Annotated in this window: 12 protein-coding genes; 4 read left to right on the top strand and 8 right to left on the bottom strand. The window is 66.2% G+C overall.

Annotated elements, in window-relative coordinates:
• Nucleotides 1–14 precede the first annotated feature (14 nt).
• The 4 genes from pstA to pstS (QP552_RS06885) form a co-directional block, all read right to left on the bottom strand.
• Nucleotides 15–878: a phosphate ABC transporter permease PstA gene (pstA, locus tag QP552_RS06870; protein ID WP_032127902.1), complete on the bottom strand. Its 864-nt coding sequence runs from the start codon at nt 876–878 to the stop codon at nt 15–17.
• The gene (gene pstC, locus QP552_RS06875; RefSeq protein ID WP_008267250.1) at nt 878–1846 is read right to left on the bottom strand and encodes a phosphate ABC transporter permease subunit PstC; all 969 of its coding nucleotides are present in this window, start codon (nt 1844–1846) and stop codon (nt 878–880) included. Before pstC ends, pstA begins: the two co-directional genes overlap by 1 nt.
• A gap of 82 nt (nt 1847–1928) precedes the next feature.
• Entirely contained in the window at nt 1929–3017 is a 1089-nt protein-coding gene (gene pstS, locus QP552_RS06880) for a phosphate ABC transporter substrate-binding protein PstS (RefSeq protein ID WP_197595751.1), read from the bottom strand.
• Nucleotides 3018–3622: 605 nt separating this feature from the next.
• Entirely contained in the window at nt 3623–4639 is a 1017-nt protein-coding gene (gene pstS, locus QP552_RS06885) for a phosphate ABC transporter substrate-binding protein PstS (protein WP_049431219.1), read from the bottom strand.
• Nucleotides 4640–5146: 507 nt separating this feature from the next.
• Here pstS (QP552_RS06885) and QP552_RS06890 point away from each other — a divergent pair.
• Complete coding sequence (locus tag QP552_RS06890) at nt 5147–6379, top strand: porin (protein ID WP_286075400.1); 1233 nt, start codon at nt 5147–5149, stop codon at nt 6377–6379.
• 81 nt (nt 6380–6460) lie between these two features.
• Here the strand turns inward: QP552_RS06890 and nth are convergent, their stop codons facing one another.
• From nth to QP552_RS06905, 3 genes are read right to left on the bottom strand one after another with little or no spacing between them, the layout of a single operon-like run.
• Nucleotides 6461–7153: an endonuclease III gene (nth, locus tag QP552_RS06895; RefSeq protein WP_106550328.1), complete on the bottom strand. Its 693-nt coding sequence runs from the start codon at nt 7151–7153 to the stop codon at nt 6461–6463.
• Entirely contained in the window at nt 7153–7506 is a 354-nt protein-coding gene (locus tag QP552_RS06900) for a hypothetical protein (protein WP_005408795.1), read from the bottom strand. Before QP552_RS06900 ends, nth begins: the two co-directional genes overlap by 1 nt.
• Nucleotides 7507–7510: 4 nt before the next feature.
• Nucleotides 7511–8293 (bottom strand): enoyl-CoA hydratase-related protein, encoded by a 783-nt coding sequence (locus QP552_RS06905; protein WP_106550329.1) that lies wholly within the window; start codon nt 8291–8293, stop codon nt 7511–7513.
• Between the two features lie 167 nt (nt 8294–8460).
• Between QP552_RS06905 and QP552_RS06910 the strand changes: the two genes are divergently transcribed.
• The 3 genes from QP552_RS06910 (at nt 8461) to QP552_RS06920 (ending at nt 11082) form a co-directional block, all read left to right on the top strand.
• Nucleotides 8461–9162 carry an FKBP-type peptidyl-prolyl cis-trans isomerase N-terminal domain-containing protein gene (locus QP552_RS06910; RefSeq protein ID WP_005408797.1) on the top strand — a complete coding sequence of 234 codons (702 nt, stop codon included), beginning with the start codon at nt 8461–8463 and terminating at the stop codon, nt 9160–9162.
• A 217-nt stretch (nt 9163–9379) separates the two neighbouring features.
• The gene (locus tag QP552_RS06915; protein ID WP_286075402.1) at nt 9380–10183 is read left to right on the top strand and encodes a CoA pyrophosphatase; all 804 of its coding nucleotides are present in this window, start codon (nt 9380–9382) and stop codon (nt 10181–10183) included.
• Nucleotides 10180–11082 carry a sulfurtransferase gene (locus QP552_RS06920; protein ID WP_286075404.1) on the top strand — a complete coding sequence of 301 codons (903 nt, stop codon included), beginning with the start codon at nt 10180–10182 and terminating at the stop codon, nt 11080–11082. Before QP552_RS06915 ends, QP552_RS06920 begins: the two co-directional genes overlap by 4 nt.
• A 316-nt stretch (nt 11083–11398) precedes the next feature.
• Here QP552_RS06920 and QP552_RS06925 read toward each other — a convergent pair whose 3' ends face one another.
• Complete coding sequence (locus QP552_RS06925; protein ID WP_286075406.1) at nt 11399–11965, bottom strand: N-acetylmuramoyl-L-alanine amidase; 567 nt, start codon at nt 11963–11965, stop codon at nt 11399–11401.
• Nucleotides 11966–11984: the final 19 nt, after the last annotated feature.

An 11984-nucleotide genomic window follows, 5' to 3' on the forward strand; every position in this document is an offset into this window, starting at 1 on the left:
TATCCACGGAAAGGTCAGTCATGGGAGATACGGTTGCGCAGCAGGATGCCGCGGGCGGCAAGGCTGACCAGCAACACGAAGACAGTCAGCACCAGGGCACCGGCCCAGGCCAGAACCTGCCAGGATTCATACGGGCTGCCGGCGAACTGGTTCATCACCACCGGCACCGAGGCCATCGGTTGGAAGATGTTGTTGTTCCAGTACTGGTTGCCGAAGGCGGTGAACAGCAGCGGTGCGGTCTCGCCGGAGATGCGGGCCAGCGCCAGCAGGATGCCGGTGATGATGCCGGCCGATGCACTGCGGTACAGCACCTGCACGATCACCTTCCACTGCGGGATGCCCAGCGACAGCGCCGCTTCGCGCATCTGCGAGGGCACCAGGCGCAGCATCTCGTCGGTGGTGCGCACCACCACCGGCAGCACGATGAAGGCCAGCGACAGGGCACCGGCGAATGCCGAGAAGTTGCCGCCGGTCTGCATCACGTACAGGGTGTAGACGAACAGGCCCAGCACGATCGACGGTGCAGACAGCAGGATGTCGTTGACGAAGCGGACCACGGTGCCGGCCTTGCGGGCGTTGCCGTACTCCGCCAGCCAGGTGCCGGCCAGCACGCCCAGCGGGGTGCCGATGCCGATCGCCAGCGCGCACATCACCGCGCTGCCGAAGAAGGCGTTGGCCAGGCCGCCTTCCTGCATCGGCGGCGGCGTCATCTTGGTGAAAAGATCCCAGTTGATGCCGGCCAGGCCCTTCGAGGCCAGGGTGAACAGGATCCAGCCCAGGAAGAACAGGCCGAACAGCGCGGTGGCGCAGGAGGCGGTGATCGCAACGACATTGCCGATGCGACGGCGCAGGTACAACGAATCAGCGGTGGTGGACATCAGTTGCCCTCCTTGCGGGACAGGCGCATCAGCATCAGGCGGGCGATGGCCAGCACCACGAAGGTGACGATGAACAGGACGAAGCCGAGCAGCAGCAGGGCCGAGCGATAGGTTTCAGTGGCTTCGCCGAAATCGTTGGCGATCAGCGCGGCGATGGTGGTGCCCGGTTCCAGCAGCGACGGCGACAGGCGCACGCTGTTGCCGATCACGAAGGCGACCGCCATCGTCTCGCCCAGGGCGCGGCCGAGGCCGAGGAAGATGCCGCCGATCACCGCCGAGCGGGTGTAGGGCAGCACGATGTCCCAGCTCACTTCCCACTTGGTGGAACCCAGCGCATAGGCCGATTCCTTCAGGCGGGTCGGCACGGTCAGGAACACTTCGCGCATCACCGAGGAGATGAACGGAATGACCATGATGGCCAGCACGAAACCGGCGGTGAGCATGCCGATGCCGAGCGGCGGGCCCTGGAACATCGGGCCGATGATCGGCCATTCGCCCAGGGTTTCGTTGAGGAACGGGGTGACGTACTCGGTCATCACCGGCACCAGCACGAACAGGCCCCACATGCCGTAGATGATCGAGGGAATGCCGGCCAGCAGTTCGATGGCGGTACCGACCGGGCCACGCAGCCAGCGCGGGGCGACTTCGGTGAGGAAGAAGGCGATGCCGAAGCTGACCGGCACGGCGATGACCATCGCGATCAGCGCGGTGACCAGGGTGCCGTAGATCGGGGCGAGGGCGCCGAACTTGTTTTCGACCGGATTCCAGTCGGCGGAGAAGAAGAAGCTCAGGCCCTGCATCTGCAGGGCATGGCGGCCGCCCCACAGCATCGACAGCGCGGCGCAGGCCAGGGCGATCAGGACGAAGATGACGGTGCCGACCAGCACCCATCGGAACAGTTTGTCGTTGCGGGCATCACGCGCATCACGCGTGGACGGGGCGGCTACAGGCTGGGCGATGGCATTCATGGGGACGGCAGGGCCAGGAAGGGGCGGGGCGGCACGGCGTGGAAGCGGCGGTGCCCGCGCGGGGCGGGCACCGTCGTGTCCATCACTTCAGGTCGGACGCCCAGTAGGCCTCGATCTGCTTGACCAGTTCGGCCGGCAGCGGCACGTAGTGCAGCTCGTTGGCCTGGGCCTGGCCGTTCTCGAAGGCCCACTTGAAGAAGGCCAGGGTGTCCTGGTTGCGCTTGGCGTCCTTCGGCTGCTTCTGCATCAGCATGAAGTTGGTGGCGGTGATCGGCCACGCCTGCTCGCCCGGGGCATTGGTGATGACCAGGTTGAAGTCCTTGGCGCTGGCCCAGTCGGCGCTGGCGGCCGCAGCGGCGAAGGTCTCCGCGCTCGGCTCGACCCAGTTGCCGGCCGCGTTCTGCATGGCGGTGTACGGCATGCCGTTCTGCAGCGCGTAGGCCAGTTCGACGTAGCCGATCGAACCCTTGATCTGCTTCACGTACGAAGCGACGCCTTCATTGCCCTTGCCACCGACGCCGTCGGGCCACTGCACCGAGGTGCCTTCGCCGACCTTGCTCTTCCACTCCGGGCTGACCTTGGACAAGTAGTTGGAGAAGTTGAAGGTGGTGCCCGAACCGTCCGAACGGTGGACCAGGGTGATCTTGCCGTCCGGCAGCTTCACGCCCGGGTTGGCGGCGACGATGGCCGGGTCGTTCCAGGTCTTGACCTTGCCCAGGAAGATGTCGGCCAGCAGGGCGCCGCTCAGGCGCAGCTTGCCGCCTTCCAGGCCTTCGATGTTGACCACCGGCACCACGCCGCCGATGGCGGAGGGGAACTGGGCCAGGCCGGCCTGGGCCAGCTCTTCGCTGCTCAGCGGCTTGTCGGAGGAACCGAAGTCGACGGTGCCAGCCTTGATCTGGGCGATGCCGCCGCCGGAACCGATCGACTGGTAGTTGATCTTGGCGCCGGTGCTGGCGTTGTAGTCAGCCGACCACTTGGAGACCAGCGGGAAGATGAAGGACGCGCCCGCGCCGGACACTTCGGCGGTCACCTTGGCACCGGCGGCGGCCGGAGCGGCGGCACCGTCGGCAGCCGGCTGCTGCGCGGCCTGCTTGTCGCCACCGCAGGCCGACAGGCCCAGGGCGATGGCCAGGGAAAGGGCGGCAAGGCCGGCCGAGTGCAGTTTCATGGTCACTCCATAGCGGGGAAGAGCCGACGTCGTCGGCGGATGCGGCTATGAAATGATGTTTTTGTTACAGCCGTATTACGACCATGACAGAGGTGTCCTGGATCACGTTACGACAAGGGTTTCACAGGGTTGGCCGCCCCCTGGCAGGGGCCCGGAGACCCCGGATCTGCGCACCGGTATGACGGCCGGGGCGCTGGGTAGAGTCGAGCCATGCTCGACTGCTCCCTGTCCTCGGCAGGTGCGGACCGTTGGTCCGCACGCTCCAGCCCCCAGCCGAGCGTGGGCTCGGCTCTACACGCGCTCCTGCCTTTGCTCCTGCCTTCCATGACCCCACCGCGCCCCCCAATGAACTGTCGAGAGTCGGTGGGCCAGGGCGTGCAGGACCGTCCACGGCATGGATGCCGTGGCCGAGCCCCCAGGGACGGGTTTACGGCGTGTCCTGCACGCCCTGGCCCACCGACTCCCCCATGGATCAGCGCAGGCGCAACGCTCTTCACGACCAACCCCCAGAAAACAAGAAGAGCGCGAGATCTCGAGGATCTCGCGCCCGGGTGGGATCGGCGGGGGAGAGAGGACCCGCCGACCCCGTTCCTGCGGGGGAACGCTTACTTCAGGTTCTGCGACCAGTAGGTCTCGATCTGGCGGACCAGGCTGTCCGGCAGCGGCACGTAGTCCAGCTGGCGGGCCTGGGCGTCGCCGCTCTTGTAGACCCAGCGGAAGAACTCCTGGGTGGCCTTGCCGTTGGCAGCATTCTTCGGCTTCTTGTGCACCAGGATGAAGTTGGTGGCGGTGATCGGCCAGGACTCGGCGCCCGGGGCGTTGGTCATCACCAGGTAGAAGTCCTTGGCGCTGGCCCAGTCGGCGCTGGCGGCGGCCGCGGCGAACGACGCATCGCTCGGCTGCACGAACTTGCCGGCGGCATTCTTCATCGCGGTGTACGACAGCTTGTTCTGCAGCGCGTAGGACAGTTCGACGTAGCCGATGCCGCCCTTGATCTGCTTCACGTAAGCGGCAACGCCTTCGTTGCCCTTGCCGCCGATGCCGGCCGGCCACTGGACCGAGGTACCTTCGCCGACCGAGCTCTTCCACTCCGGGCTGACCTTGGACAGGTAGTTGACGAAGTTGAAGGTGGTGCCCGAACCATCCGAACGGTGCACGACGGTGATCTTGGCGCTCGGCAGGGCCACGCCCGGGTTCAGCGCGGCGATGGCCGGATCATTCCAGGTCTTGATCTTGCCCAGGAAGATGTTGGCCAGCACGGTGCCGTCCAGCTTCAGCGCGCCCGGGGCGATGCCGGCCACGTTGACCACCGGCACCACGCCGCCGATCACCGACGGGAACTGCGCCAGGCCCGAAGCGGCCAGTTCTTCCGGCTTCAGCGGGGCGTCGGAGGAACCGAAATCAACGGTCTTGGCCTTGATCTGGGCGATACCACCGCCGGAGCCGATCGACTGGTAGTTGACCTTGTTGCTGGTGGCGGCGTTGTAGTCGGCCGACCACTTCGACATCACCGGGTAGATGAACGAGGCGCCCGCGCCGGTGATTTCAGCGGCGTTGGCGGCGAACACGGACGACGCTGCGAAGACGGCAACGGCAACGCGCGACTTGAAGGCGTGGATCACGGGGTGGCTCCTGGGTTGATTGGGATGCGGGGTTACCCGCCCGGCGCACATTCCATAACGGTTCGATGACAGCGCAGGGACCGTTGTATGACGCAACCGTTACAGCGCTGGCTGCTGTCGCTGCAGGGTTGTCCGTGAAGGTTTCGCGCGCGGTCGAAGGGCGGCGGGGTGGCGCGTCGCCAACCTCCATATGTCGTTGACGGCGCCTCCGCGCTGACGCGCACGCATCCCGGGAATGGGCATCCGGCAGCGATGTCATGTCCCGCACAGGGATGCATGGGGTCGCGTTGCGCGTTGAAGCGGATACATCACGCCATGTGCCGCAAGGCCTCGACACAGATGCCGGCGCAAATGCGTCGTCCGCATGACCGCACGAAGAAACCTGTGTTTGGTGCGCAGTTTGTCATTCGACTGTCATGGTTTTAACGGAACGTTCGCAAAACGCTTGACCGGCCTGCCGGCGTGGCGTTCTGCCCAAGCCATTCCAACCCTCTGGAGAGATCCAAAATGCGTTCCCATTTGCTCGCCGCCGCGGTCGTTGCAAGCCTCGGTCTGGTTTCCGCCGACGCCTTCGCAGCCCCTGCCAGCTCGGGCGTATCCCAGGCACAGCTGCAGCAGCTGCAGGCAGAGATCGCCGCGCTGCAGGCCCAGGTCCAGCAGTTGCAGAACGATTCGCAGGCGCTGCAGGCGCAGTCCGACGCGCAGTCCGAAGTGAACATCACCCAGGCGCAGGCGCTGGAAGGTGCACAGAAGACCCAGACCAGCGTCGACAAGCTGGCCAAGCTGGTCAATGACAACAAGATCGGCGGTCGCATGTTCTTCGACCTGACCAACATCGACAAGACCAGCAACGGCAAGGACACCGCCGCCAGCGGCACCGGCCTGGACGTCAAGCGCTTCTACCTGACCGTCGACCACAAGTTCAACGACATCTGGTCGGCCAACCTGACCACCGACTTCCAGTACAGCTCGGCCATCGGCAACACCGAACTGTTCGTCAAGAAGGCCTACGTGCAGGGCAGCTTCGACCCGGCCTTCAACCTGCGCGTCGGTGCCGCCGACATGCCGTGGATTCCGTACGTCGAGAAGTTCTACGGCATGCGTTATGTCGAGAACACCCTGACCGACCGCCTGAAGTACGGCAACTCGTCCGACTGGGGCCTGCATGGCTTCGGCAACCTGGGCAACAACTTCAACTACGCCGTCTCGGTCGTGTCCGGCGCCGGCTACAAGAACCCGACCCGCAGCAAGGGCATGGACGTGGAAGGCCGCGTGGCCTACACCCCGAACGAGAACTTCGTGGTTGCCGTCGGTGGCTACAGCGGCAAGCTGGGCAAGGAAACCGACATCCAGAGTTCCGAGAACACCTACACCCGCGCCAACGCGATGGTGGCCTACGCCGACAGCAATTTCCGCGTCGGTGGTGAGTACTTCCAGGCCAAGAACCTCAACAACGTGATGACCGTTGCCACCGACAAGTCCAGCGGCTGGTCGGTGTGGGGCAGCGTGCGCGTGACCGACGGCGGCATCAACGTGTTCGGTCGTTACGATGACACCGACGTCAGCAAGACCCTGGACCCGACCCTGAGCGACAAGTACTGGAACGTCGGCGTCGAGTTCCCGGTCATGAAGAATCTCAAGCTGTCGACCGTGTACAAGTACACCCACCTGGCCAACGCCGGTGACAAGAAGAACGACAAGACCAAGGAATTCGGCGTCTGGGGCGACCTGTCGTTCTGATCTCCTGAAGCACGCTTGTCCTGAAACACAGACGGCGGGCCTTGTGCCCGCCGTCTTCGTCTGGTCACAACAGAGACTGCGTCACGCCTCGGCCGTGGTCTTTTCCTTGAACCGGCACAGATCGGCGATCACGCAGCCCGGGCAATCCGGCTTGCGCGCCTTGCACACATAACGCCCGTGCAGGATCAGCCAGTGATGCGCGTCGAGCAGGAACTCGGCGGGGATCACCTTCACCAGCTTGTCTTCCACTTCGCGCACGTTTTTTCCCGGGGCCAGTCCGGTGCGGTTGGAGACGCGGAAGATATGCGTGTCGACCGCCATCACCGGCTCGCCGAACGCCGTGTTGAGCACCACGTTGGCGGTCTTGCGGCCCACGCCCGGCAGCGCTTCCAGCGCATCGCGATCGCGCGGCACTTCACCGCCATGCTTTTCCAGCAGGATCGCGCAGGTGGCGATCACGTTCTTGGCCTTGGCGTTGAACAGGCCGATGGTGGCGATGTACTGCTTCAGTCCTTCTTCGCCAAGCGCGAGGATCTTCGCCGGCGTATTGGCCACCGGGAACAGGCGGCGCGTGGCCTTGTTGACGCCGACGTCGGTGGCCTGCGCCGACAACGCCACCGCCACCAGCAGCTCGAACGGCGAGCTGTATTCCAGTTCGGTCTTCGGGTGCGGGTTGAGTTCGCGCAGGCGGGTGAACATCTCCACCACGTCGGCGCGCGGCATCGTGCCGCCACGCCGCGCCGGAGCGCGTGCAGTCTTCTTCGTGGTGGCCATTACTGCTCCTTGCCGCTGGCGCGGGCCTTGGCCCGGGCGAGGATGGCGGCCGCTGCGGCGGGCAGGGCGGGCTTCACGTCCGGCGCAGGGGCCGGGGTGCGCCGTGCGTCGCGTTCGGCTTCGCGGCGCGCCAGCCGTACCGCGCGGGCGCGATAGCGTTCGCGTGCCGCCCAGGCGGCCTGAAGCTGCTGCTGGGCCTGCTGCAACCGCTGCGGGAGTTCCGGGTGGCCGGGCAGCAACTGCGCGTCGTCGGCGCGGGCGACATAGTCCATCAGCCCGGCCTGCAGGGCGCCATCGAGATCGTCTGCCTGGACCCGGGCGAACAGCTGCGCGGGGTTGGGTCGGGATGCCATGGCGTCAGCGGTTCTGGAAGGCCGGCGGGCGGCGCTGCAGGAAGGCGCCGGTTCCCTCGCGCATGTCCTCGGTGGCGAACAGCAGGCCGAACTGCGCGCTTTCGTATTCCAGCCCGGCTTCCAGGCTGCATTCGCCACCCACGTGCACCGCGTCCAGCAGGCCGCGCAGGGCCAGCGGCGCCGAGCGCGCCAGCTGGCGGGCGACGTCATTCACGCGATTGTCCAGCGCGTCGGCCGGCACCACTTCGTTGACGATCCCCAGTTCCAGCGCGCGTGCGGCGTTGATCGGCGCACCCAGCAGGCAGAGCTCCAGGGTGGCGGCACGGCCGCACAGGCGCAGCAGGCGCTGGCTGCCGCCGAAGCCGGGAATCAGGCCGAGATTGATTTCCGGTTGGCCGACTTTGGCGGTATCGGCAGCGATGCGCAGGTGGCAGGCCATGGCCAGTTCCAGACCGCCGCCCAGCGCGAAACCGTTCACGCGGGCGATGACCGGCTTGGGCATGCGCTCGATCTGGCGCATCAGGGCCTGGCCCAGCAGCGAGAAATCACGTCCCTGAACCGCGCTGAGTGTGTTCATCTCGGCAATGTCGGCGCCGGCCACGAACGCCTTCGGGCCAGCACCGGTCAGCACTACCACGCGCACCTCCGGGTCTGCGGCGGCAGCACTGAAGGCCTCGGCCAGGGCCTGCAGGGTCGCGGCATTGAGGGCGTTGAGCTTGTCCGGGCGCTGGACGGTCACGGTGCGGATGGCGCCGTCGTCGGTGACAGCGATCAGGGCATCGGCCACGGGGAAACTCCTGGAACGTTAAAAAAAAGTGATATTGAACTCCGCGAACGCAGACGGGTCATAGCCTGCATCGTGAGTAGCGGTTACACGTTGCGCCCGTTATCCTAACCCGTCGCCTCAGGGCGGCGCAGAACGTCCCTGAGTTACCACCCCTGGAGAACTGTTTGATGAAGTTGCGTTCTATCGCGGTCGCCGTCGCGGCCCTGGCCCTGACGGGCAATGCCTTCGCCCAGGACGTTTCGTCCGAAAAGGGCAAGCTGAGCTACTACTTCGGTTACGACTACGGCAACAACCTGGCGGAGCTGACCGGTCGTGGTGAGCAGCTGGACATCAACTCGGTGGTGAAGGGCCTGCAGGATGCCTACGCCAAGAAGCAGCCGGCGATCACCGCCGAGCAGCTGAAGCCGGCCGTTGAAGCGTTCCAGAAGCGCGAGCAGGGCCGTGCCCAGGCTGCCAAGGCCGAGTACGAAAAGGCTGCTGCCGAAAACAAGACCAAGAGCGATCAGTTCATCGCGGCGAACAAGGCCAAGGCCGGCGTGCAGTCGCTGCCGAGCGGCGTCCAGTACCGCGTGATCGAAGCCGGCAAGGGTGCCAAGCCGACCCAGGCCAGCACCGTGCAGCTGGAAGTGGCCGGTCCGTTCCCGTACGGCCAGCGCCCGACCGAAGCCCGCCCGGCCCAGCAGATCCCGTCGATCAAGGTCAGCGAAGTCGAAATGAAGGCCATGCGCGAGACCCTGCTGCAGATGCCGGCAGGCTCGAAGTGGGAAGTCACCCTGCCGCCGGACCAGGCCTACGGTGCCGACCCGCGCACCCCGTTCCCGCCGAACGTGGCTGTGCAGTTCGAGATCAAGCTGGTCAGCGTCAAGTAAATCGAAGCAGCAAACCAAACGCGCCGGTGATCCCACCGGCGCGTTTTTGTTTGCGCAGTCCCTGACGGTAGAGTCGACCGTTGGTCGACTATCGCGCGCAGCGCGGGGTTCCCCGCAATAAGATGGAAGAGCAGTCGACTAACAGTCGACTCTACCGTCCGGCCGGGCCACCCGCGCAAATCCCGCCCATTCGCGCTACTGTTGGCGGGTGCAAACAATGGAAGAAACGGCGCGTGTTGTCGCAAGTCCCTGCATCGGAGTGTGCATGCTGGATCCGCACCGGCAGTGCAGCGGGTGCGGGCGGCACATCGACGAAATCGCGCGGTGGTCGTCGATGAGCAATGACGAACGCAACCGCATCCTGCATCGCGTGCAGCCATTGCGCCAACAGCTGCAGCAGTCACTGCGCGGTTCGCTGGCCGACCACGAACGGCTGATGCGCGCGCTGCACCCGCTGGCCGAACCGCCGGCCGGTGATGGCTGGAACCGCAGCGAACTGATCGACCTGTTGCCTCCGGGGCCGCCGGTGGAAGCGGCGGTGCTGGCCGGCATCGTGCCGCGTGCCAATGGCGCGCAGGTGATCCTCACCCGTCGCACCGAAACCCTGCGCACGCACGGTGGCCAGGTCGGATTCCCCGGCGGACGCACCGAGCCCGACGACCGCGACGCACTGGCGGCGGCATTGCGCGAGAGCCAGGAAGAAATCGCACTGGCCCCCGGCCAGGTGCAGGCGCTGGGCTACCTGGATCCCTTCGTGACGATCACCGGCTACCGGGTCACTCCGGTGGTGGCGGTGGTCGATCCGGACTTCGTGCCGGTACCGCAGCCCAGCGAAGTGGCCGAGGTGTTCGAGGTGCCGCTGGACTACCTGATGGCGGCGGACAACCTGCGCCAGGTCGAAATCAACCATCGCGGCCGCATCCGCCACGTTCTCGAATACGGCTGGCCCGGCCAGCGCATCTGGGGAGCGACCGCGGCCATTCTCTACAACCTGCGTCGCCGCCTGGAGCAAGTGCAATGAACCCGATCGATCCGCCGTGGACCACCTTGGTCGATGTCGCCACCCTGGCTGCCGCGTTGGGCGAGGGCATCCGCGTGGTCGATGCACGCGCCACCGCCAGCACTGCGGTGCGGGTGGTCGATGTGCGTTCCTCGCTGGCCGACCCGCAGGCGGGAAGTGGCCAGTATCTGGCAGGTCATATCCCGGGTGCGGTGTATGCCGATCTGAATCGTGACCTGTCCGATCTGTCGTGCGTCGGCCACGGACGCCATCCACTGCCGGACAGCGATGCCTTTGCCGCAAAGCTGGGGCAGTGGGGCATCGGCCCCGACACCCAGGTGGTGGTCTACGATGGCAGCGACGGCAGCATGGCCGCCTCGCGCCTGTGGTGGCTGCTGCGCCTGATTGGTCACCACAAGGTGGCCGTGCTCGACGGCGGTATCGCCGCCTGGCAGACCGCCGGGCACGCGCTGGAAAGCGACCAGAGTGACGTGGCGGTGCTGCCTGCCTACCCGGGCCGTTTCGACACCACCCAGATCGCCAACGCCGATGAAATCACCGCGCGCCTGAAACATGCACCGGGCTGGTTGGTCGACGCACGCGCGGGCGAACGTTTCCGCGGCGAAGTGGAGCCCCTCGACCCGGTTGCCGGCCACGTGCCGGGCGCGGTCAACCGTCCGTTCGCCTTGAACGTACTGGACGGCCGCCTGCGCGACGCACAGGAACTGCGCGCCGAACTGCAGGGCGTGATCGGCAACCGCGATCCGCAGCAGGTGGTGCTGATGTGTGGCTCCGGCGTGACCGCCTGCCACCTGCTGCTGGCGATGGAAAGCGCAGGACTGAGCGGTGCGCGCATCTATGCCGACTCCTGGAGCGGCTGGGTCAGCGACAGCAGCCGCCCGGTCGCCACCGGCGCCTGACTCTATCGTCTCGATTTCCACGCAAAAGGGCAGTCGAGCTACAAAAGCCCGTTCCGATCGCTTCAACGTCCATCCACGCATGGCGTGGATGGACCGTGTCGACCAAGGTCGACACCTACCAACAGCGGCGGAGATCTGTCGAAGGCGGGGTGGGGCCGGTTGCGAGGGTGTCCGCGGCATGGATGCCGCGGCCAAGCCCCCAGGGATGGGTTTACGGCGTCCCTCGCAACCGGACCCACCCCGCCATCCCACGGAATGCTGCTGTTGCCCTTGCTTCGGCCGTTGCTTCTGCAGGTGCAGGGCGCAGCCCTGCCGCTTACCCAACCGGCTGCAGTGGCACCCTCGCCAGCACCCGCGCCCACGGGAACAGCGGCCCCGGATCACGCTTGCGCGCCACCGTCAGCGCCGGATCATCACTGGCCGGCACCTGCTCCCGATCCAGCTGGTCATGCCCGGCAATCCGCCGCAGCGACGGATAGCGCGCCACCAGCGCCAGCAGCAGCGCCTCCAGGGCCAACAGCTGCGCCTCGGTGTAGGCCTCGTCCATCGCCTGGTGACGGCTGTCGAACCAGTGCGGGTAGCGCCCGGTGTTGACCAGCTCGATGCCCAGCGTATGCGCGTTCATGCCGCGTACGTGGTGGGCCACCCGTTCCGGCGCCACGTACTGCACCACTCGGCCATCGCGGTCGATGTAGAAATGCCCGCTGTTGCCGGCGCCACTGTCGTACAGCACGCGCTCGCCGTACTCGCGGGCCATCGCCAGATCGGGCAGCTCGGTGCAGTGGATCACCACCGTCTCCAGCGTGGCCGGGTCGCGCAGCGGCAGGCGGTCTTCGTAGGGCAGGGGCTGCAGCTGCAGGCCGGGCAGGAGCGGGTTGGGCATCCGGCGATGCTAGCATTGC

Source organism: Stenotrophomonas sp. 59 (assembly GCF_030291095.1).
GTDB classification, from domain to species: domain Bacteria; phylum Pseudomonadota; class Gammaproteobacteria; order Xanthomonadales; family Xanthomonadaceae; genus Stenotrophomonas; species Stenotrophomonas maltophilia_Q.